Below are 21,441 nucleotides of genomic sequence, written 5' to 3' on the forward strand. Positions count from 1 at the left end.
CAGTGCCGGGATGACCCACAAGGCACTTCCCCTCGTCCTCGTTCTCACGCTGGTGTGGGGGACGAACTGGGCACTGTTCCCGTTCGCGGTGCAGGAGGTCTCGGTGTGGACCTTCCGTTCCGTCAGCATGGTGCTGGCAGCGGCCGGCCTGCTCGCGTTCGCGCGGCTGCGTGGCCAGTCGCTGCGCATCCCGCGGGCGAAATGGCCCGCGCTCGCGGCGGCGTCCGTCCTGTACTTCGTCGTCTGGAACGTCGCCAGCACGTACTCGGCGCTCCTGATCCCCTCCGGCCAGGCCGCGATCCTGGGCTTCACCATGCCCGTGTGGACCGTCCTCATCGCCTGGCTGCTGCTGGGGGACAGGCCGTCCCCGCGCATGTGGCTGGCCGTGGTGCTGGCGGCGCTGGCGGTGCTGCTCCTGGCCATCCCGGCCCGCGAGGCCTATCGCGATGCGCCGGCCGGCTTCGTGCTCGGGGTGGCCGCGGGCCTGGGCTGGGCGGCGGGCACGGTGGTGCTCAAGCGCGCCGCCGTGTCGGCGCCGGCGCTCGTGCTCACCGCCTGGCAGTTGCTGGTCGCGGCCGTGCCCATCGGGCTGGTGGCGCTGTGGGTCGGGCACGGGCAGTGGTTCGTGCCGTCCTGGACCTCGGTGCTCGTGATCGGCTACATCACCCTGGTGCCGCTGGCCATCGGCAACGCGGCCTGGTTCGCCGTCGTGGGCCTGTTGCCGGCCACGGTGGCGGGCCTGTCCGCCGTGCTGGTCCCGATCGTGGCGATGGTCACGGGCGCCATCGTGCACGCCGAGCCGCTCGGGCCGTTCCAGCTGGGCGCGATGCTGTGCTCCGGCAGCGCGCTGTTCCTCGCGCTGGCGAAGGCCAAGCCCAGGCCCGCACAGGACGTCCCGGCCAGGAACAAGGCCCCCTGAGCCTGTCCAGCTCAGAGGGCCGTGCGGACGTTCGAGCTCCGTTCAGAGCTTCTGGGTCTGCATGAAGCGGTCGAACGTCGCTTCGGTGAAGCGGAACCAGAGGTTCTGGTCGGCGCGGAACTTCGCCATGTCGGCGTAGATCTTCTTGAAGCTCTCGTTCTTGGCCGAGGTCTCGTCGTAGATCGCCTGCGCGTTCTTCCACGCCGCGTTCATCATGTCCTGCGGGAAGGCACGCAGCTTGGCGCCCTGCGACACCAGCTGCTTGAGCGCGACCGGATTGCGGGCGTCGTACTTGGCCTGCATGTCCATGTGCGACTGCGCCGCCGCGGCTTCCAGGATGGCCTTGTTCTCGGCCGACAGGCTGTCCCAGGCCTTCTGGTTGATGAAGAAGTCGATCTGCGCCGAGCCTTCCCAGAACCCCGGGTAGTAGTAGTTGGGCGCGACCTTCACGAAGCCGAGCTTCAGGTCGTCATAGGGGCCGACCCATTCGGCGGCGTCGATGGTGCCCTTTTCCAGCGCGGTGTAGATCTCGCCACCCGGGATGTTCTGGGGCACCACGCCCATGCGTTCCATGATCTTGCCGGCGAAGCCCGCGATGCGGAACTTCATGCCCTTGAGGTCGGCCTGCGAGCGGATCTCCTTGCGGAACCAGCCGCCCATCTGCGCGCCGGTGTTGCCGCCCGGCAGGTTGATGAAGCTGTACTTGGCGTAGAACTCGCGCATCAGCTTCAGGCCGTTGCCCTCGTACATCCAGGCCGACATCTGGCGGCTGTTCAGCCCGAAGGGCACGGCGGTGCCCAGCGCGAAGGCCTCGTCCTTGCCGAAGAAGTAGTACGGCGCCGTCTGCGCCATCTCGATCGAGCCCTGCTGCACGCCGTCGACCACGCCGAAGGCCGGCATCAGTTCACCGGCCGCATGGGTCGAGATCTCGAACTTGCCGCCGGACATGGTCCTGACGGCCTTGGCGAAGGTCTCGGCCCCGCCGAACAGCGTGTCGAGCGACTTCGGAAAGCTCGAGGCCATGCGCCAGCGGATGGCGGCCTGCGCATGCACGGCCGGTGCGGCGCCGGCGGCCAGCACGCCCGCGATGCCGGCGTGCTTGATGAGGGAACGGCGGTCCATGGATGGAGTACTCCTGTTTGTAATAGGCGCGGATGATGCAAGCGCATCGGCGGCATTGCTTGCAGAACGCTGGCGCCGCGCCTCCGGTTCAATACCTAGAACCAACGAGCTTCAGCAAAAACGCCGCACAACGGCGGCGTCTGTCATGCAAAAAGCGTAACGGTTCCCCGTTTGCGATTGCCATCACCCCCGCAGGGGCACCGTTCGCGCGGAATAGCATGCAGCGCGAACACCACTTGAGGAAGGATCCGGCTTCGCCGGCCCTTCCTCAACCGATCGGACACCACGTCGACAACGGGCAGCGTTTTCGACGTGAACAAGTCAGAGCTTCTGGCTCTGCATGAAGCGGTCGAAGGTGGCCTCGGTGAAGCGGAACCAGAGGTTCTGGTCGGCGCGGAACTTCGCCAGGTCGCCGTACACCTTGGCCCAGCTGGGGTTCTTCTGCGACAGCTCGTCGTAGAGCGCCATCGAGGTCTTGAACGCGGCCGCCATCAGATCGGCAGGGAACGGGCGCAGCTTGGCGCCCGAGCCCACCAGCTGCTTGAGCGCGGTCGGGTTCTTGACGTCGTACTTGGCCTGCATCTCCACGTGGGCGTAGGCCGAGGCGGCCTCCACGATGGCCTTGTTCTCGGGCGAGAGCGCGTCGTAGGCCTTCTGGTTGATGTACAGGTCGAGCTGCAGGCCGCCCTCCCACCAGCCGGGGTAGTAGTAGAACGGCGCCACCTTGTTGAAGCCCAGCTTCTGGTCGTCGTAGGGGCCGATCCACTCGGCCGCGTCGATGGTGCCCTTCTCCAGCGCCGGGTAGATGTCGCCGCCGGGGATGTTCTGCGGCACGCCGCCCATGCGCTCGAGCACCTTGCCGGCGAAGCCGCCGATGCGCATCTTCATGCCCTTGAGGTCGGCGACGCTCTTGATCTCCTTGCGGAACCAGCCACCCATCTGCGCGCCGGTGTTGCCGCAGGCGAAATGGATGATGTTGTACCTGGCATAGAACTCGCGCATCAGCTTCAGGCCGTTGCCCTCGAAGGTCCATGCGCTCATCTGGCGGCTGTTCAGGCCGAAGGGGATGGCGCCGCCGATGGCGAAGGTCTCGTCCTTGCCGAAGAAGTAGTACGGCGCCGTGTGCGCGGCTTCCACCGAGCCCTGCTGCACGCCGTCGACCACGCCGAAGGCCGGCATGATCTCGCCGGCCGCGTGCACCGAGATCTCGAACTTGCCGCCCGACAGGCCCTTGACCTTCTGAGCGAACACCTCGGCCCCGCCGTAGATGGTGTCGAGCGACTTGGGGAAGCTGGAGGCCAGGCGCCAGCGGATGGCCTGCTGGGCATGGACGGCCGGCGCGGCGCCGGCGGCGAGGATGCCGGCGATGCCGGCACGCTGGATGAGGGATCGACGATCCATGGAGGTATCTCCTTGCTTGGCTTGTTCGGATGGCATGGGGCGTCGATGTGACGCCGCGGCATGATCCGGGGCCGCGTCGCAGGAGGCTTGCAATGCACTGACACGGCCGGGGCTGGCGTCAGGCGTTCGCAAGCGAAGGGTTTCTACCGGCTTGACAGGCGCGGCACAAAAGAAAAAAGCCGCACATCGTGCGGCCTTGATTCGCCTCAGGGGCGCTTCGACAACGCACAGCGTTGTCGAAGTGGATGCCCTTAGAGTTTTTGCGCCTGCATGAAGCGGTCGAACGTCGCTTCGGTGAAGCGGAACCAGAGGTTCTGGTCGGCGCGGAACTTGGAGAAGTCGGCGTAGATCTTCTTCCAGCTCTCGTTCTTGGAGTTCAGCTCGCCGTACAGGTCCATCGCGGCCTTGAACGCGGCCGACATCATGTCGGCCGGGAACGGGCGCAGCTTGACGCCGCCGCCCACCAGCTGCTTGAGCGCCGTGGGGTTCAGGGCGTCGTAGCGCGACTGCATCACCACGTGGGCATGCGAGGCCGCGGCCTGCACGATGGCCTTGTTCTCGGCCGACAGCGAGTCGAACGCCTTCTGGTTGATGAAGAAGTCGAGCTGCGGGCCGCCTTCCCACCAGCCGGGGTAGTAGTAGTACGGCGCGATCTTGCCGAAGCCCAGCTTCTGGTCGTCGTACGGGCCGACCCACTCGGCTGCGTCGATCGTGCCTTTTTCCAGCGCCGGGTAGATCTCGCCGCCCGGGATGTTCTGCGGCACGCCGCCGATGCGCTCGAGCACCTTGCCGCCGAAGCCGCCGATGCGGAACTTCAGGCCCTTGACGTCCTTGAGCGACTTGACTTCCTTGCGGAACCAGCCGCCCATCTGGGCGCCGGTGTTGCCGCCGGCGAAGTTGATGATGTTGTACTTGGCGTAGAACTCGCGCATCAGCTTCAGGCCGTTGCCCTCGTACATCCAGGCCGACATCTGGCGGCTGTTCAGGCCGAAGGGGATGGCGCAGCCCAGGGCGAAGCACTCGTCCTTGCCGAAGAAGTAGTACGGCGCGGTGTGCGCCATCTCGATGGAGCCGCCCTGCACGCCGTCGACCACGCCGAACGCCGGCATGAGTTCACCGGCCGCATGCACCGAGACCTCGAACTTGCCGCCCGACATGGCCTTGACCGAGTCGGCGAAGGTGACGGCCGCCCCGAAGATGGTGTCCAGCGACTTGGGGAAGCTGGAGGCCAAGCGCCAGCGCACGGCAGCCTGGGCATGCACCGCCGGTGCCACGCCGGCCGCGAGCACGCCTGCGATGCCCGCGTTTTTGATCAGGGAACGACGATCCATGGGGACTCCTCTGTGAATGAATAGCGCGACAAACGAATGTCGGACGTCATTCTAGGAATCGCTCTACTTTGGTACTCAGGGGTTTTCCCTTGCGCAATGCAGCGAATACTTTTGTTTCGCCGGCGCCGTCAGGAAAGCTTCAGTATTCTTTTTTGGGGCGGTGTGCGCGATGACAGAGGCCGTCATCTCCTCCAGGAGTCGCCTCGCCCCCGATCGGTCGTCATGCCGGGCTTGACCCGGCATCCATCCCCGGAAGGAGACCGCACCTCGAACCACGTTCGGGAGATGGATGGCGGGTCGAGCCCGCAATGACGGGAACGGGCGCATGCCGGAGCGACGGGAACGGGCGCATGCCGGAGCGCGCCCGCGGGACGTCATGCCTCGCTGCACTCCGGTGCGCGGAACGCGGCCCGCCCGGGCCGGGCGGCCCCGGTTACCCGACGACCTTCAGCGTCGGCGCCGTGCGCGGCACCAGGTCGGGGTAGCGCTTGCGGATCGACGCCTCGATGCCGGCGGCGTCCAGGCCTTGCAGGGCCAGCAGCTTGGCCGGGTCGCCGTGCTCGATGAACAGGTCGGGCAGGCCCAGTTGCAGCACCGGCTTGTCGATGCCGGCGGCGTGCAGGGCCTCGGCCACCGCGCTGCCGGCGCCGCCCGCGATGCAGCCCTCCTCCAGCGTCACCAGCGCGGCATGGCGCTGCGCCAGGTCGAGCAGCAGCGCGGTGTCCAGCGGCTTGGCCCAGCGCATGTTGGCCACGGTGGCATCGAGGCGTTCGCCGGCCTGCAGCGCCGGGTACAGCAGGGTGCCGAAGGCCAGCACCGCGATACCGGCGCCTTCGCCGGTGCGCGCGCGCCGCACCTCGCCCTTGCCGTACGGCAGCGCCTGCAGCCCCGGCTGCACGGCGACGCCGGCGCCGGCACCGCGCGGGTAGCGCACGGCCACCGGATGGTCCTGCTCGAAGGCGGTGGTGAGCAGCTTGCGGCACTCGTCCTCGTCGGCCGGACAGGCCACCGCGACGTTCGGGATGCAGCGCAGGAAGGCGATGTCGTAGGCGCCCGCGTGGGTGGCGCCGTCGGCGCCGACCAGGCCGGCGCGATCGAGCGCGAACACCACCGGCAGGTTCTGCAGCGCCACGTCGTGCACCAGCTGGTCGTAGCCGCGCTGCAGGAAGGTGGAATAGATCGCCACCACCGGCTTGAGGCCTTCGCAGGCCATGCCGGCCGCGAACGTGACGGCGTGCTGCTCGGCGATGCCGACGTCGAAGTAGCGGTCGGGGAAGCGCTTCTCGAATTCGACCAGCCCGGAGCCCTCGCGCATGGCGGGCGTGATGCCCACCAGCCGCTGGTCCTGGGCCGCCATGTCGCACAGCCACTGGCCGAACACCTGGGTGAAGGTGGTCTTGCCGGGCGTGGCCGGTGCCGTCAGGCCCACCTTGGGATCGAACTTGCCCGGCCCGTGGTAGGCCACCGGGTCGGCCTCGGCCAGCTTGTAGCCCTGGCCCTTCTTGGTCACCACGTGCAGGAACTGCGGCCCCTTCAGGTGGCGGATGTTCTCCAGCGTGGGCACCAGGGAATCGAGGTCGTGGCCGTCGATCGGGCCGATGTAGTTGAAGCCGAACTTCTCGAACAGCGTGGCCGGCACCACCATGCCCTTGGCGTGCTCCTCGATGCGCTTGGCCAGCTCGAACAGCGGCGGGGCGACCTTCAGCACGTTCTTGCCGACGTTCTTGGCGGCGGCGTAGAACTGGCCGCTCATCAGCTGCGCCAGGTAGCGGTTCAGCGCGCCGACCGGCGGGCTGATCGACATGTCGTTGTCGTTCAGGATCACCAGCAGGTCGCAGTCGCACACGCCGGCGTTGTTCAGGGCCTCGAACGCCATGCCGGCGGTCATGGCGCCGTCGCCGATGATGGCCACCGCCTTGCGGTCCTCGCCCTTGCGATGCGCCGACAGCGCCATGCCGAGCGCGGCGGAGATGCTGGTCGACGAGTGCGCGGTGCCGAAGGTGTCGTAGTCGCTCTCCTCGCGGCGCGGGAACCCCGACAGCCCCCCGAGCTGGCGCAGCGTGCCCATGCGCTCGCGCCGGCCGGTGAGGATCTTGTGCGGATAGGTCTGGTGGCCCACGTCCCACACCAGCCGGTCGTGCGGAGTGTTGAACACGTAGTGCAGCGCGATGGTGAGTTCGACCGTGCCGAGGTTGGAGCTCAGGTGGCCGCCGGTGCGCGACACGCTGTCGAGCACGAAGGCGCGCAGCTCCGCGGCCAGCTGGGTGAGCTGGGCGCGCGGCACGCGGCGCAGGTCGGCCGGGGACTGGATGGAATCGAGCAAGGCAGCCATGGGGATCTTCAGTTGTCGCGGTCGACGACCATGCGGGCGAGCGCGTCGAGCGCCCGCGTGTCGCGCAGGCCGCTGGCCGCCAGCGCATCGAGCGCCTGCGCCAGCAACTCGCCGGCGTAGGCGCGCGAACGGTCCAGGCCCAGCAGCGAGACGTAGGTCGGCTTGTCCTGCTGGGCGTCCTTGCCGGCCGTCTTGCCGAGGGTGGCCGAATCGGCGATGACGTCCAGGATGTCGTCGACCACCTGGAACGCCAGGCCCACCGCGGCCCCGTAGCGGCGCAGGGCGTCCTGCGCCTGCGCATCGGCGCTGCCGCAGGCGGCGCCCATGAGGACGCTGCCCTGGAGCAAGGCGCCGGTCTTCAGGCGGTGCATGTGCCGCAGCTGGTCCTCGGTGAGGGCCAGTCCCACGCTGGCCAGGTCGATGGCCTGGCCGCCGGCCATGCCCTCGTGGCCCGCGGCCCGCGCGAGCAGGCGCACCAGCCGCGCCTGCACGCCGGCGGGGATGCCTTCGTCGTCGGGGGCCAGCAGCTCGAACGCCAGGGCCTGCAGCGCATCGCCGGCCAGCAGCGCGCGCGCCTGACCGAACTGCACGTGCACGGTGGGCTTGCCGCGGCGCAGGACATCGTTGTCCATGCAGGGCATGTCGTCGTGCACCAGCGAGTAGGCGTGGATCAGCTCGACGGCGCAGGCGGCCCGCAGGGCGGCCTGGACGTTGCCGCCGACGGCCTCGGCGCCGGCCAGCACCAGCAGCGGGCGCAGCCGCTTGCCGCCATCGAGCACGGCGTAGCGCATGGCGTCGCCCAGGCCGGCGGGCGCCTCGGCCACCACCCAGCGCGACAAGGCGGATTCGACGCGGTCGAGGTGGGCGGCGCTCCAGGAGCGAAGGTCGAATGCGGCGGTCACTGCGGCGTCCACGGCTTGAGAGCGCCCTCGTCGAGGATCTTGATCTGCTGTTCGACGGCGTCGAGCTTGCCGCGGCAGAACGCGAGCAGTTCGGCGCCGCGGCGGTATCCCGTGAGCAGCTGCTCCAGGGGCAGCTGGCCGGACTCGATCACCTGCAGCAGCTGCTCGAGTTCCTCGAGCGCCGCCTCGTAGCTGGCCGGCGGCTGGGATGGGTCCTGGGACATCGGGATCTTGGAGGCAAAGGAGCGATTCTAGGCGGGGCCGGGGTCGGGGGACCCGGGGGGTACAATCCCGCCCCTCACTCGCGCCAGTCCCCGGATGAAGCGCTTCCCTGCCCCTTCATAGGGGGAGTCTCTAGGTCAGGTTCATGTCTGATTTAAGTCTTCAGTTCCAGCAGGCCACAAGCCAACTATCCGTTTCCAGCTACTTCGACGACACGCTCTTCCAACGCGAGATGGACGCCCTCTTCCGGGGCGGCCCCCGGTATGTGGGGCATGAGCTGTCGGTGCCGAACAAAGGCGATTTCCACGCCCTGCCCCAGGAGGGCGAGGGGCGCGCGCTGCTGCGCACGCCGCGCGGCGTGGAGCTGGTGTCCAACGTCTGCCGCCACCGCCAGGCGGTGATCCTGCGCGGGCGCGGCAACCTGGGCGCCGAGCCCGGCTCGGGGGGCAACATCGTGTGCCCGTTACACCGCTGGACCTACAGCGGCGGCGGCCATGGCACCCGCGCCGGCACCCTGCTGGGCGCGCCGCATTTCGCCCAGGACCCCTGCCTGAACCTCGACAACTGGAAGCTGCGCGAGTGGAACGGCCTGCTGTTCGAGGACAACGGCCGCGACATCGCCGCCGACCTGGCCGGCATGGGCCCGCGGGCCGACCTCGACTTCACCGGCATGGTGCTCGACCGGGTCGAACTGCACGAGTGCAACTACAACTGGAAGACCTTCATCGAGGTCTACCTCGAGGACTACCACGTCGGGCCGTTCCACCCGGGCCTGGGCAGCTTCGTCGCCTGCGAGGACCTGCGCTGGGAGTTCAAGGACCAGTACTCGGTGCAGACGGTGGGCGTGGCCAACCGCCTGGGCCGGGCCGGCAGCCCGGTCTATGAGCGCTGGCACCGGGAACTGCTGGCCTACCGCGAGGGCGAGCCGCCCAAGTACGGCGCCATCTGGCTCACCTACTACCCGCACATCATGGTGGAGTGGTACCCGCACGTGCTCACCGTGTCCACCCTGCACCCCATCGGGCCGCAGAAGACGCTCAACGTGGTGGAGTTCTTCTACCCCGAGGAGATCGCGGCGTTCGAGCGCGGCTTCGTGGAGGCCCAGCAGGCGGCTTATATGGAGACCTGCGTCGAGGACGACGAGATCGCCCTGCGCATGGACGCCGGCCGCAAGGCGCTGATGCAGCGTGGCACCAACGAGGTCGGGCCCTACCAGAGCCCGATGGAGGACGGCATGCAGCACTTCCACGAGTGGTACCGCCAGCACATGGCCGGGCACCTGCCGCGCGCCTGATGGCCCCGCTGCCGCCGGGGGCCTGATGCAGGCCCTCTGGATGGTCCTGGCCTCGTTCGCCTTCGCCACGATGGCGGTGTGCGTGAAGGTGGCCTCCGACTGGTTCAACGCCTCCGAGCTGGTGTTCTGGCGCGGGCTGCTGGGCATGCTGTTCATGTGGCTGTTCGCGCGCCGGCAGGGCGTGAGCCTGCGCACCGCCCACGGCGGCATGCACGCGTGGCGCAGCCTGGTGGGGGTGCTGTCGCTGGGCGCGTGGTTCTATGCCATCGGCGGCCTGCCCCTGGCCACCGCGATGACGCTCAACTACCTGAGCAGCGTGTGGATCGCGGCCTTCCTGGTCGGCGGCGCGCTGGTCACCTGGAACCCGCGCAGCGGCAGCATGCTGCGCCAGGGCCCGGTGGCGCTGGCGGTGCTGGCGGGCTTTGCCGGCGTGGTGCTGCTGCTGCGCCCCACCATCGACAAGGACCAGCTCTTCGCCGGGCTGGTCGGCCTGCTGTCGGGCCTGGCCTCGGCCTTTGCCTACCTGCAGGTGATGGCGCTGGGCAAGCTGGGCGAGCCGGAGGCGCGCACCGTCTTCTACTTCGCGCTCGGCTCCGCGCTGGCCGGCGCCGTCGGCGTGGCGCTCACCGGGGTCTCGCCCTGGGACTGGCTGCACGCGGCATGGCTGTTGCCGGTGGGCCTGTTCGCGTCGCTCGGCCAGTGGTGCATGACGCGAGCCTACAGCCATGGCGCCACGCTGGTCGTGGCCAGTTTGCAATACTCGGGCATCGTCTTCGGCGCGATCTACAGCGTGGTCCTGTTCCACGACACGATCGCCCCGATGGGATGGATCGGGATGGCGCTGATCGTCGCCAGCGGCGTCGCCGCCACCATCCTGCGCGAACGCGCGGCACCGAACGCACCCGCAGAGGAACATTGACATGGCCTACACCACCCTCGTCACCGCCGAGCAACTCCAGGCGCTGCGAGCAGCCGGCGCACCGCTGATGGTGTTCGACTGCAGCTTCGAACTGGCGAACCCGGCCGCCGGCCAGGAGCAGCACCGGGAACTGCACATCGCCGGCGCCGTGCATGCGGATCTCGACCACGCTCTGTCCGATGAAGGCGTGGTCGAGGCCGACGGCAGCCGCCACCCGCACGCCGACGCCGCCTCGGGTGGCCGGCACCCGCTGCCCAGCCGCGAGAAATTCGCCATGTGGCTGTGCTCGGTCGGCTTCTCCAACGACATGCAGGCCGTGGTGTACGACCGCCAGAACGCCAACTACTGCGGCCGCCTGTGGTGGATGCTCAAGTGGGCCGGCCACGACGCGGTGGCGATGCTCGATGGCGGCCTGGCCGCCTGGCAGGCCGCCGGCGGCGAGGTGTCCAGCGGCGAGGAGCCGGCGCGCTTCCAGTCGAATTTCGCGCTCGGCGAGCCGCTGCGCCGGCTGGCGACCACGGCCGACGTCCAGCGCGCGCTGGGCACCGACCGCCAGACGCTGATCGACGCCCGCGTGGCGCCGCGCTGGCGCGGCGAGGTCGAGCCGATCGACCCGGTGGCCGGCCGCATCCCGGGCGCGCTGAACCGGCCCTCGGCACTGAACGTGGAGGCCGACGGCCGCTTCAAGCCGGCGGCGCAACTGCGGCGCGAATTCGACGCCCTGCTGCAGGGCCGCGATCCGGCGACGGCGGTGATGTACTGCGGCAGCGGCGTGAGCGCCCTGCCCAATGCCGTCGGTTACGAGCTGGCCGGGCTGCCGCCGCCGGCACTCTATGCCGGCAGTTGGAGCGAATGGTGCAGTGACCCGGCGCGGCCGGTCGAGAGGGGCTGACGCCGCGCAGGCGCAGCCACGCGCCACGCGACAGCCGGACGCGGCCTAGCGACCGCCGACGGCGTTGCCCGGGGTGCGGTTGGTCGACCCCTTGGCCGCCGCGTCCTGAGACGCTCCCGCGCCCATGGCGCCGGTGCCGTTGCTGGCGCCCAGCCCGCCCTGCAGGCCCGCCCCGGGCTGCGCGGACTGGCCTTGCCCACCCGCATCGGCGCTGCCGCGCCCGGTGGTGCCGGGAACGGGATTGCCGGACGCGTTCGGGCTCGCCGGGGCGCCGCTGTCGGCGCCCTTCTGGCAACCCGCCAGGCCCGCCGCGAGCGCCACGGCCACGGCGAGGAAACGCAGCGCCGTCACTTCGTCGTGGTGGTGGTGCTGCTGCTGGAGGGCGACGAGCTCATGCTGCCGCTCGAACCCGTGCTGCCGCCGGCCGAGCCCGCGGAACCGCCCGAGGCGCCCATGCTGCTGGAGCTGCCCGACGAGCCGGAGCTGCCCATCGACGTGCTGCTGCCCGTGCTGCCGGACGAGCCGCTGGCGCCGCTACCGGCCGGTTCGGAACCCTTGCCGCAGGCGCTGAGAGACAGGGCCGCTGCGGCGACCAGGGCCAGGGTGGTGCTCCGGGAGAGGATGGAAACGTTCATTGTTGGAACTCCTTGAGAGGGTTGCGTCTCGATGGACGAAAGTCGAGGGGAATGGGATGCCGTGGCTGCCCGGTCGCGAGAGGGCGGCCTCGACTGCCCTTCGGCTGACTCTAGGGAGGCCCCGCGAGCAGGTTGTCGTCTGCCACTGTCGATGGCTGTAGGACAACGCAGGGCTGCTGGCCGCGGCTGGGCCAGCGCGGCTCAGGCCATGAGCGAAACCAGCAATTCCTCGCGCAGAGCTTCAGGCACGGCCTGCAGTTCGCGCTTGCGTTCGCGCAGCCGCTCGCCCAGGCGCAGCAGGTCGATACCGCAGCGCCGCGCCTTGGGGAACATCTCCTCGCGCTCCTCGCGCACGTGGTGGTCGATGTACTCGCCCAGCACGGTCACCTTGGCGTCGTACAGCTCCTCGTGCGGATCCATCGACAGGATCTGCACGATGAGGTCCTTGGCGCTGGCGTGCTCGACCTCGGCTTCATCCATCAGGTCGTCGTCGCGGATCGCCTCGCGCACCGGGGGATAGAACAGCTCCTCCTCCAGCTTGGCGTGGATCACCAGCTCCATGCAGATCTGCTCGGCCAGCGCCTTGCGGCGCGCCTCCGGTGCGTCGTTCGCCGCCAGTGCGCGGTAAGCCTGGAACAGCTTGTGCACCGCCTGGTGGTCCGCGTCGAGCAGGTCGAGCGCGTCCTCGGTTCGCGTCGTCATCGTGGATCCTTCCGTCTGTGGCGCCTCAGCGCCGGCTGCCGGTCTCGGTGTCGTTCTTGTCCTGCTGCTTCAGCGTGGACTCGGCGGGCGTGCCCGCGGCGGCCGGCTGGCTCTCGGGCGTGCCCGCATCCTCCGGCTGCATGTCGGTGTCGGGCGTGCCGCGCTGCTGGGGCGCCGGCTGGCGGCCTTCGCGCGGTGCCTTGGGTTTGTCGGGGTGCATGGAAAAACTCCTCGTCCAGTGCGAGATGCGCACTGTAGGCAGCGCGGCTCGCCCGGGGCTGTCAGTGCGCCTCTGCCGCTGCTGTAGGACGGCGGGCCCGTCAGCCCGGCCGTACGCGGTCGCCGCGCCGGCTGCGCCGCTCGTACGCGGCCATGAGCGGCGTCACCGACACGCCGTGCAGCACGATGGAGGCGACCACGACCGCCAGCGTCAGCCCGGACAGCCGGGCGGCCAGCTGCGGATCGAGGCCGTGGTTGATCGCGTAGGCCAGGTAGTAGAGCGAGCCGATGCCGCGGATGCCGAACCAGCCGAGCAGCAGCCGGCGCGTGTGCCCGACCCTGGCGCCGGCCAGGCCGAGTGCGACCGACAGGGGACGGATGACGAGCAGCAGCAGCGGCACGAACCACCAGGCGGCCGGCTGCCACTCGACCGCCCACAGCAGGCTGCCGATGGTCACCACCACGGCCACCTCGCCGATGCGTTCGAGCTGCTGGTTGAAGCCGAGCACCGCGTGCGCCATGAAGGCGGGGGCGTGGCGGCGGTCCACCGCCATCTTGTCGGCCACGTGGCGGTCGGGCGTGGCGGCGGCCTGTTCCACCGCACGCTGCGTGGACGCCGGCGATTCACCCTGCTCCTGCACCAGGCGCCGCAACGCCACCCCGGCGGCGAACACCGCGAGGAAACCGTAGGCGTGGGCGAGCACCGCGGTGCCGTAGGCCAGCGCGATCAGGCCGAGCGCCAGGAAGTCGTCCAGCCCCACCGCCTCCTTGTGCTCGCGCCGCAGGTACAGCACCAGCCGGCCGGTCGCGATGCCCAGGACGGCGCCGATGCCGATGCCGGCCGCGATCGCCCACGCGAAGTCGACCGCGATCCAGCGCCAGCCCCAGGCGCCCAGGTCGTGCAGCCCGAGCAGCCCCAGGCCGAGCATCACGAAGGGGAAGGCGGTGCCGTCGTTGAGGCCGCCTTCGCCGGTGAGCGCGAAGCGCACCTGGTCCTGGTCGCCCGGCTCCTGCACCTGCACGTCGGAGGCCAGCACCGGGTCGGTGGGGGCGAGCAGGCCGCCCAGCAGCACCGCCGCACCGACCGACAGGCCCAGGAGGAAATGGCCGGCCGCGGCGATGCAGGCGATCGTCACCACCATCGACGTGGTGGCCAGGCGCAGCGGCTCCAGCCAGCGCCGATCGCCCAGGCCGTGGCTCAGCTTCAGGCCGGCGGTGAACAGCGACACCAGCACCACGACTTCGGTCAGGCGCTCCAGCAGCACGGTGTGCGACAGCGGGCCGGCCTGGATCCAGCCCAGGCCGAGCGGGCTGACGGCCACGCCGACCGCGAGGTACAGCATCGCGGTCGACAGCGGCAGCCGCGCCAGCACCGTCCCGGCCAGCGCCAGCACGATGAGGAGCAGCCCGATCAGGACGGACCAGAGCGCGAAGGCCATGCAGCCATGCTGGGCGGCGGCGCGCGGCGCCGGTGTGGGGCGGCGCCGCAAGCCGGGGTCAGGCAACGGCCGCGCTGCCGGTGCGCGGCGGGGCGGCGCTCAGGTGGGGGAACGGTCGTCCTTGCGGCCGGGATCGCTCGGGCCGTTGCGGTCCGACAGGCCGGCGCCGGGCGACTTGCCGACCTCGCCGCGGTCGCCGCCGTGCGCGTCCCAGGTGCCGCCGGTGCGGGCCGTGTTGCCACGCGGGCGCTCCTCGTCGTCGTCGTCGTCGTCGAAGTTGACGCTGCCGCCACCCATCGGCTTGTCGTCGGCCGCGCCGTGGTCCCGCTCGTTCACCCCGCTGGGCGCGACGAGTCCGGCCTGGCGGTCGCTGGAGAGGCCGACCTTGCCCGGTCCGTCACCCTGGTCGGCACGCGGCGCGCCGCCCTGCTCGTCGCTCGCGCCCTTGCCGCGCGCCGTCGACTGGTTTTCGGTGTCGACGTCGGGGGACGGGCGGCCTGCGTCCTTGCGCGGGCGACCGTCGTTCGATGGTTCCTGGTTGGGCATGGTGGCCTGCTCCTTCCGTGTCGCGGGCGGGCCCGTGGCGGGCCCGCATGGCAGCCATGGTCGGCCGCTCAGGACAGGGCAGTTGTAGGTGCCTGGCCGGACGCCGCGTAGGAGACCGGTTGCGCCCCGGCGGCCGCGACACCGCCGGCGGCCGTGGCGGCCGCGGTCACGGCCAGGCCGGCCAGCGCACCGAGCGCGGTGGCCACGCCCTCGCGGAACGAGGGGAACTGGTGCACGTCGCCGTGGCCCGCGCCTTCCACCAGCAGCAACTGGCATTGCGGCAGCGCCTTGCGGATCGCCTCGCTGTGGTGGTGGCCGATCAATTCGTCGCGGTCCCCGTGCACCAGCATCACCGGGCCGCTCACCTTGCAGGCGTGGTCCACGGTGGCCAGCTTGTACCGCAGCACGCCGCTGGGCACCCAGGGATAGTGTTCGTCGGCCAGCGCACGCATGCTGCTGTACGGCGAGATCAGCAGCGTCAGGTCCGCCGGCGTGCCGGCGCCGCACAGGTCGGCCGACAGCCCGGCCGCCAGCCCGGTGCCGAGCGACTGGCCCGAGACCACCACGCAGCGGCCGGCGTACTGGCCGGCGATGGCGTTCCACACCGCGCGCACGTCGGCGTGCAGTTGCGCCTCGCTCTCGATGCGGCCGGTGCTCTTGCCGAAACCGCGGTAGTCCATCATCACCACGTCGAAGTTCAGCGCCCGGAAGGTGTCGAGGCTGGTGAACCACTTGCGCAGGTTGCCCGAGTTGCCGTGCAGGTAGAACACCACGCCGCGCGGATCGGGCAGCTTCAGTTGCGCGACCGACAGGCGTGCGCCCGGCACGTCGACGTGGAATTCACGGGTGTCGGGATCGGTGGCCAGCGCGTCGTCGGGCGCCAGGCGTTCGGGCTCGAACAGCAGGCTCTCCTGGCGGAACCAGAGCCAGGCGAGCGCCGCGCCGTACAGGGCCGCGCCCAGTGCGGGCAGCCCGATCAGCGGGTAGAGCAGCCTGGCCATGTGGCCTCCTCGTGGGCCCGGTGGGCCTGCGGGCGCGATGCCCGGAGCGAGCGGTGGACGGCCATGGCCTCTCCCTTCGTACGACGGCGTACTGCGCCGGCTGGAGCACCGGCTTCCTGCCTCGCACTGTGCGACGGGCACGGCCCGTGGCCTGTCGGATGGCCGAGCCGGTCGCGGTAGGAAGAACCCGCGCCGGCGCGACGGCGCGAAGCGTCAGGCCAGGTAGAGGGAACGCAGGCGCGCGCGTTCCGCCTCGCCCACGCCGAGCGCGCGCCGCAGGTAGGCGTCGAGGCCGCCGTGGTCCTCGTCGACGGCGTCGAAGGCGGCCTGCAGGAACTCCGGTCGCACGCCCCACAGCACGCGCGCCACGTGCGGCTCGATGCCCTTCCACACGTAGGTGGACGGCTTCAGCCGCTCGTTCGTCAGCAGGTAGTCGCGCATGATCTCCTCGCGCGTCGCGCCCAGTGTGTGCAGGACCAGGGCGGCAGCGAAGCCGGTGCGGTCCTTGCCCGCGGTGCAGTGGAAGACGGTGGGCTCGTTGGACCGCAGCAGCAACTGGAAGAACTCGGCGAAGCGGGCCGAGCTGCGGCGCACGAAGCCGCGGTAGGTGTCCTGCATGTGGCGCACGACGTCGGCCTCGCCCAGGCGGTGCCCGCCCTCGACCAGGTCGGCCAGCACCTGCACGATGGTCGGCTCGATGGCCAGCGAGTGGACCTCCACGCCCCGCAGCACGCAGGCGGCCGACGTGCGCTCGTCGACGCCGCGGAAGTCGAGCACGCGCCGGATGCCCAGCGCCTCGATCTGGCGGGCATCGCCGGCGTCCAGGGCGCCCAGGTGGTCGGAGCGGAACAGGCGATGCGGCCGCACGGCAACGCTGAGGACGTTGGCGGCCAGGTCGCGGAAGTTGGACGGATTGGAAGGCAGCGCGAAGGACATTGGAGCCATTGTCGCGCGGACCAGGGGCGGCGCCAGCCGGACGGCCGCCGGGCACGGAAAAGCCCGGCAAAGCCGGGCATCCGCACGGAAATCGGCCCTCCCGGCGCACACGCCGCCGGGACGCCGCCGCCTCAGCGGTTCTTGCTGCGGTTGTTGTTGCCCATGGCGCGTTCGCTCTGTGCCCGGCTGTTCTGGTTGCTCACCGCGGCCCCCATGCGGCCGGCTTCGCTGCGGGTCATCTTGCCGCCGCTGCCGCTGCCGGCCCCGCGCGTCGCGCCGCCGCTGGCCGCGCCCCGGGTCCCCCGGCTGCCGCTGGGGGCGCCGCTGCGGCCGCTGCGGCCGCCGCTCGAAGACTTGGACCCTGCCATCGCGCTGCTCCTTGGGTTCGTGCCGGCGGCTGCGCCACGCGGCCGCCCTGGACGCAATCTAGTGGGCGGGCCGGGGTCGTCTGTCGGCAGTGGCGTGGGCCCGCTGTAGGACGCTGCGGTTCCGCTCAGCGCTTGCGGCCCCGCGCGGTGGCGGGGGCACGGCCGGCCGTGGGAGCGGCGGGCGCCGGCATCGGCAGCTCGGGCAGCGGGCGGCGGGCCACCGCCAGCGCTTCCGCCGGCGCCATGCCCAGGGCGCGCAGCACCAGCGAGGCCGCGGCGACGTCGTGCCGTGGCGGCGCGGCGCCCACGGCGACGCGCCGCATGGCCGAGCTGCACACGCCGTTGATGACGTCCAGCGCGGCCGCCTCGCTGGGCACCTGGAAGCGCTTCTGGCGCACCCCCAGGCGCAGGTCGGCCAGGGTGTAGACCTCCAGCGTCTGCAGCAGGTGGGGGGACGCGGCCGCCACCTCGAGCAGCAGCAGCGCCCAGGCCGGCGACTCGGCCGCCAGCCACACGTAGCGCCGCTGGCCGATGGCCATGCGCTGGGCGCCGTCCTCGACATCGGCCGAGCTCTCGGCGATCACGCGCGACAGGCTCTGGCCGATGACCACCGCCAGCCGCCCGACCAGCTCGTCGCGGGTGGCGAAGTGGTTGTAGACCGTGCCGGGCGCCATGCCGGCCGCCTGCGCCACCTGCTGCATCGTCGTGCCGGCCAGCCCGCGCTGGACGATCACCTGGACCGTGGCCTGCAGCAGCAGCGACTGGGTGCGCTCGCGCTTGGGGCCGGCCGCCAGCGAGGCATTCAGCGCGACCTTGAGCGGCAGCGGAAGCGGCGGCATTGACGGCGTTCCGGGATTGAAGCTAGGATCCATTTTTGCAGTAATACTTCAAATTTAGACCATTCATCGATTCTACCCCTGGAGCACTCCATGAACCCCTGGCTCAGGCGCGGCGCCATCGCCGTCGCCGTTCTCGTCCTGCTGGTGGCGGCCGCCATCGCCATCGGCCTGCAGCTGGCCGACCGCAAGGCGGCCCGCATCGTCGAGGTGCGGGCGCAGCCGGTCGCCTGGCGCACCGACGCGCAGGCGCTCGAGCGCGGCCGCTACCTGTTCGCCTCGCGCGGCTGCGTCGACTGCCACGGTGCCAACGGCGCCGGCCGGGTGTTCGTCGACGACGGCAAGGGCCTGCGCATCAAGGGCCCCAACATCAGCCCCGGCCCCGGTTCGGTGGTCGCCGCCTACCAGCCGGTGGACTGGGTGCGGGCCATCCGCCACGGCGTGGCGCCAGGCGGCCGCGCGCTGCGCGTCATGCCGAGCGAGGACTACAACCGCTTCACCGACGACGACCTCGGCTCGCTGGTGGCCTACGTGCGCGCCCTGCCACCGACGCAGGGCACCGGTGCCGAGGTCAGCCTGCCGCTGCCGGCGCGCGTGCTGTACGGCTTCGGCGGGATCCAGGACGCGGCCGAGAAGATCGACCACGGCCGCCCGCCCCAGCAGCCGGTGGCCGAAGCCGTCAGCGTCCAGCACGGCGCCTACGTGGCCAACATGTGCCTGGGCTGCCACGGCCCGCAGCTGGCCGGCGGCCGCATCCCCGGCGGCCCGCCCGACTGGCCGCCGGCCCCGGCGCTGCGGCCGGGCGAGCGCTCGGCGCTGCCGGCCTACCCCACGCCCGAATCGCTGCAGGCGCTGTTCCGCACCGGCAAGCGGGCCGACGGCACGGCGGTGAAGGTGATGCCGTTCGAGTCGCTGCGGGCCATGAGCGACACCGACGTGAAGGCGCTGCACCTGTACCTGCGCTCGCTGTGAGCGCCGCGGCGCGGCAGAGGGGGGGCACCCCGCGCGCCGGCACGGGACCGAGCATCCCGCGCGCCGGCGCGGGCTGACACCGCGCGTCGCCGGGGGCTGCTAAGGTCACCGCATGTCCAAGCCGTTCGCCCGCTTCCAGGCCACCGCCCGCACCACCCTGCTCGCCTGCTGCGCCGCCCTGTGCGCAGCAGCCGCCCACGCGCAACTCGTCGAGGAAGTGCCCTTCGTCACCTCGCCCGACAGCGTCACCCTGGAGATGCTGCGCCTGGCGAACGTCGGCCCCGCCGACCACCTCATCGACCTCGGCTCGGGCGACGGCCGCATTGTCATCGTGGCCGCCAGGCGCTTCGGCGCCTCCGGCCTCGGGGTCGAGATCGTCCCGCAGCTGGTGGAAGCCAGCCGCCGCTCGGCGCGCGAGGCGGGCGTCGCCGACCGCGTGAAGTTCGAGGAGCAGGACCTGTTCCGCACCGACCTGTCGCGCGCGACCGTGGTCACCATGTACCTGCTGCCGCAGGTCAACCTGCAGCTGCGCCCGCAACTGCTCAAGCTGCGCCCCGGCACCCGCATCGTGTCGCACGACTGGGACATGGGCGACTGGAAACCCGACCGCACCAGCGAGGTGGCGGTGCCCGACAAGAAGGTCGGGCTGGCCAGGTCGAGCAAGGTGCTGTTCTGGGTGGTGCCGGCGCAAGTCGGCGGCCTGTGGTGCGGCTCCGGCCCGCTGCACGAGTTCAGCCTGCGCCTGAAGCAGGAGCACCAGGAGGTCGAGGGCGAGCTGCTGCGCCGCGACCGGGCCCGCACCATCCAGGGCCGCATGGAGGGCAACGTGCTGCGCACCGAATCGACCCGGGTCGGTGCGCTGGTGCTGGAACTCGAAGGCGGGAAGCTCAAGGTGATCGACGGCGACGGCCCGCTGGCGCTGGTGCGCGGGCAGGCGTTCACGCGCGTCGACGCGCCCAGCTGCCCAGGCTGAGACGGCTACCCCGTCATTGCGGGCTCGACCCGCAATCCATCTCCCCGAGCCAGATTCGACCTGGCTCACGTTCCGGAGATGGATGCCGGCTCAGGCCCGGCATGACGATTCCCTGGGGCTGCGGCGAGTGGCGGCCCGACCCGGGCATTTCGCCCTCCGGCGGGACCCAAGTCCCCCGGCCGACCCGCCACTCGCCGCCAGGACGTGCTGCGGTGGCGTCGGCGAACCGCCAGCCCTCGTCCCCGGCGAGCCCTCCCCTGCCCGTCCGAGCCGGGCCGCGCGCCTCGCTCTGGGATGATCGGCAGCGATGCCTACCGCCGCCACCCTCGCCTGGATCTGGGTCCCCATCGCGATCTTTGCGGCGCTGGTCCAGACCGCCCGCAACGCCGCCCAGCGCTCGCTCGTTGCACAGGCCGGCACGCTGGGCGCGACCCTGGCCCGCTTCCTCTACGGGCTGCCGTTCGCACTGGCCTGGGTGCTGCTGCTGCACGCCATGCCGGCCACCGCCGCCGCCGTGCCGCACTTCCACGCCGCCTACTTCGGCTGGCTGCTGCTTGGCGCCATCAGCCAGCTGGCCGCCACCGCCTGCCTGCTGGCGGCCATGAAGCAGCGCAACTTCGTCATCGGGGTGGCCTACTCCAAGACCGACGCGCTGCAGGTGGCCCTGTTCGGTGCCCTCTTCCTGCACGAACTGCCCGGCTGGCCGACGCTGACGGCCATGGCCCTCGCCACGGTCGGCGTGGTGCTGCTGTCGCTGCCGCGCCAATCCAGTGCCCTGCAGGACGCACGCAGCTGGGCCGGCAGCGCGGCGCTCTGGGGCCTGGCTTCGGGCGCCGGCTTCGCCATGTCGGCGGTCGGCTACCGGGGCGCGGCGCTGGAACTGCCGCAGGTGTCGCCCTGGCTGGCCGGCGCCTGGGGCGTGCTGTGGGCACAGGCCGCGCAGTCGCTGCTGCTGGGCGGCTGGCTGGCGTGGCGCGCGCCCGCGTCCCTGCGCGCCATCGCGGGCGCCTGGCGGGTCTCCACCGTCGCCGGGGCGGCCGGGGCGCTGGCCTCGATCGGCTGGTTCACCGCCTTCGCCCTCACGACGGCGGCCAACGTGCGCACCCTGGGCCTGATCGAGGTCGTCTTCAGCTACCTGGTCTCGCACCGCCTGCTGCGCGAGAAGCTGTCGTCCGCCGAGGCCGGCGGGCTGGCGCTGGTGGTCGCCGGCCTGCTGGCCATGTTCACGACGCTCTGAGGCGGCGCGCCTCAAGCGCTCGCCCGCCCCTTCACGGCGGCCGCCGGACTTCGTGGGGCCTGCGTCATGCCGGACTCGATCCGGCATCCAGCTCCGGAACGCCGACCAGGCCGTGCAACGGACCGGAGATGGATGGCGGGTCGAGCCCGCCATGACGAGGGTGGGGTAACGGCGGCGAACCGCCAGGACGTTGACGGAGGGGTCGCCCCTGACGAGGACGGGGTAGCGGGGGCGAAGGACGGG

Annotated in this window: 23 protein-coding genes; 8 read left to right on the plus strand and 15 right to left on the minus strand. The window is 71.1% G+C overall.

What is annotated here, in order from left to right; genetic code table 11:
• Positions 1-10 precede the first annotated feature (10 nt).
• Complete coding sequence (locus tag GON04_RS06095) at positions 11-919, plus strand: DMT family transporter (protein WP_157397051.1); 909 nt, start codon at positions 11-13, stop codon at positions 917-919.
• 42 nt (positions 920-961) lie between these two features.
• Here GON04_RS06095 and GON04_RS06100 read toward each other — a convergent pair whose 3' ends face one another.
• From GON04_RS06100 to GON04_RS06125, 6 genes are all read right to left on the minus strand, one after another.
• The gene (locus GON04_RS06100; RefSeq protein ID WP_157397052.1) at positions 962-2,041 is read right to left on the minus strand and encodes a TRAP transporter substrate-binding protein; all 1,080 of its coding nucleotides are present in this window, start codon (positions 2,039-2,041) and stop codon (positions 962-964) included.
• 321 nt (positions 2,042-2,362) lie between these two features.
• Positions 2,363-3,442, minus strand: a complete 1,080-nt coding sequence (locus GON04_RS06105; RefSeq protein ID WP_157397053.1) for a TRAP transporter substrate-binding protein — start codon at positions 3,440-3,442, stop codon at positions 2,363-2,365.
• A 251-nt stretch (positions 3,443-3,693) separates the two neighbouring features.
• A complete protein-coding gene (locus GON04_RS06110; RefSeq protein WP_157397054.1) occupies positions 3,694-4,773 on the minus strand; it encodes a TRAP transporter substrate-binding protein in 1,080 nt (359 codons plus the stop codon).
• Positions 4,774-5,206: 433 nt separating this feature from the next.
• On the minus strand, positions 5,207-7,105 hold the full coding sequence (gene dxs, locus GON04_RS06115; protein ID WP_157397055.1) for a 1-deoxy-D-xylulose-5-phosphate synthase: 1,899 nt from the start codon (positions 7,103-7,105) through the stop codon (positions 5,207-5,209).
• Positions 7,106-7,113: 8 nt separating this feature from the next.
• Complete coding sequence (locus GON04_RS06120; RefSeq protein ID WP_338050900.1) at positions 7,114-8,007, minus strand: polyprenyl synthetase family protein; 894 nt, start codon at positions 8,005-8,007, stop codon at positions 7,114-7,116.
• The gene (locus GON04_RS06125; RefSeq protein ID WP_157397056.1) at positions 8,004-8,231 is read right to left on the minus strand and encodes an exodeoxyribonuclease VII small subunit; all 228 of its coding nucleotides are present in this window, start codon (positions 8,229-8,231) and stop codon (positions 8,004-8,006) included. The genes GON04_RS06120 and GON04_RS06125 overlap by 4 nt, the downstream gene beginning before the upstream one ends.
• 143 nt (positions 8,232-8,374) lie before the next feature.
• Between GON04_RS06125 and GON04_RS06130 the strand changes: the two genes are divergently transcribed.
• Genes GON04_RS06130 through GON04_RS06140 form a run of 3 tightly spaced genes read left to right on the plus strand, consistent with a single transcriptional unit; the run spans position 8,375 to position 11,334 of the window.
• On the plus strand, positions 8,375-9,523 hold the full coding sequence (locus GON04_RS06130) for an aromatic ring-hydroxylating oxygenase subunit alpha (protein WP_157397057.1): 1,149 nt from the start codon (positions 8,375-8,377) through the stop codon (positions 9,521-9,523).
• Positions 9,524-9,548: 25 nt separating this feature from the next.
• Positions 9,549-10,442, plus strand: coding sequence for a DMT family transporter (locus GON04_RS06135; RefSeq protein WP_157397058.1), 894 nt, complete (start codon positions 9,549-9,551; stop codon positions 10,440-10,442).
• A 1-nt stretch (position 10,443) separates the two neighbouring features.
• The gene (locus tag GON04_RS06140; protein WP_157397059.1) at positions 10,444-11,334 is read left to right on the plus strand and encodes a sulfurtransferase; all 891 of its coding nucleotides are present in this window, start codon (positions 10,444-10,446) and stop codon (positions 11,332-11,334) included.
• 45 nt (positions 11,335-11,379) lie between these two features.
• On the opposite strand, the gene GON04_RS06145 is transcribed toward GON04_RS06140, so the two are convergent.
• Positions 11,380-11,685, minus strand: coding sequence for a hypothetical protein (locus GON04_RS06145; RefSeq protein ID WP_157397060.1), 306 nt, complete (start codon positions 11,683-11,685; stop codon positions 11,380-11,382).
• Positions 11,686-11,694: 9 nt separating this feature from the next.
• On the opposite strand from GON04_RS06145, the gene GON04_RS06150 reads away from it, so the two are divergent.
• A complete protein-coding gene (locus GON04_RS06150) occupies positions 11,695-11,985 on the plus strand; it encodes a hypothetical protein (RefSeq protein WP_157397061.1) in 291 nt (96 codons plus the stop codon).
• Between the two features lie 185 nt (positions 11,986-12,170).
• Here GON04_RS06150 and GON04_RS06155 read toward each other — a convergent pair whose 3' ends face one another.
• From GON04_RS06155 to GON04_RS06190, 8 genes are all read right to left on the minus strand, one after another.
• Positions 12,171-12,671 (minus strand): hemerythrin domain-containing protein, encoded by a 501-nt coding sequence (locus GON04_RS06155; protein WP_157397062.1) that lies wholly within the window; start codon positions 12,669-12,671, stop codon positions 12,171-12,173.
• Positions 12,672-12,696: 25 nt separating this feature from the next.
• Complete coding sequence (locus GON04_RS06160) at positions 12,697-12,891, minus strand: hypothetical protein (RefSeq protein WP_157397063.1); 195 nt, start codon at positions 12,889-12,891, stop codon at positions 12,697-12,699.
• A gap of 100 nt (positions 12,892-12,991) precedes the next feature.
• A complete protein-coding gene (locus GON04_RS06165; protein WP_157397064.1) occupies positions 12,992-14,329 on the minus strand; it encodes a cation:proton antiporter in 1,338 nt (445 codons plus the stop codon).
• A 99-nt stretch (positions 14,330-14,428) separates the two neighbouring features.
• Positions 14,429-14,875: a chromosomal replication initiator protein DnaA gene (locus tag GON04_RS06170; RefSeq protein WP_157397065.1), complete on the minus strand. Its 447-nt coding sequence runs from the start codon at positions 14,873-14,875 to the stop codon at positions 14,429-14,431.
• A 68-nt stretch (positions 14,876-14,943) separates the two neighbouring features.
• Entirely contained in the window at positions 14,944-15,876 is a 933-nt protein-coding gene (locus GON04_RS06175) for an alpha/beta hydrolase (protein WP_157397066.1), read from the minus strand.
• Positions 15,877-16,089: 213 nt separating this feature from the next.
• Positions 16,090-16,812 carry a tyrosine-protein phosphatase gene (locus GON04_RS06180; protein WP_232532945.1) on the minus strand — a complete coding sequence of 241 codons (723 nt, stop codon included), beginning with the start codon at positions 16,810-16,812 and terminating at the stop codon, positions 16,090-16,092.
• Between the two features lie 131 nt (positions 16,813-16,943).
• Positions 16,944-17,180, minus strand: coding sequence for a hypothetical protein (locus GON04_RS06185; protein WP_157397068.1), 237 nt, complete (start codon positions 17,178-17,180; stop codon positions 16,944-16,946).
• A gap of 125 nt (positions 17,181-17,305) precedes the next feature.
• Complete coding sequence (locus GON04_RS06190; protein ID WP_157397069.1) at positions 17,306-18,019, minus strand: TetR/AcrR family transcriptional regulator; 714 nt, start codon at positions 18,017-18,019, stop codon at positions 17,306-17,308.
• A 90-nt stretch (positions 18,020-18,109) separates the two neighbouring features.
• Here GON04_RS06190 and GON04_RS06195 point away from each other — a divergent pair, with 90 nt between their 5' ends.
• The 3 genes from GON04_RS06195 (at position 18,110) to GON04_RS06205 (ending at position 21,198) form a co-directional block, all read left to right on the plus strand.
• Positions 18,110-18,988: a c-type cytochrome gene (locus GON04_RS06195; protein WP_157397070.1), complete on the plus strand. Its 879-nt coding sequence runs from the start codon at positions 18,110-18,112 to the stop codon at positions 18,986-18,988.
• 112 nt (positions 18,989-19,100) lie between these two features.
• Complete coding sequence (locus GON04_RS06200) at positions 19,101-19,961, plus strand: SAM-dependent methyltransferase (RefSeq protein ID WP_157397071.1); 861 nt, start codon at positions 19,101-19,103, stop codon at positions 19,959-19,961.
• A 307-nt stretch (positions 19,962-20,268) separates the two neighbouring features.
• Positions 20,269-21,198: a DMT family transporter gene (locus GON04_RS06205; protein WP_157397072.1), complete on the plus strand. Its 930-nt coding sequence runs from the start codon at positions 20,269-20,271 to the stop codon at positions 21,196-21,198.
• Positions 21,199-21,441: the final 243 nt, after the last annotated feature.

It is taken from the genome of Ramlibacter pinisoli, assembly GCF_009758015.1.
Taxonomy (GTDB): domain Bacteria; phylum Pseudomonadota; class Gammaproteobacteria; order Burkholderiales; family Burkholderiaceae_C; genus Ramlibacter; species Ramlibacter pinisoli.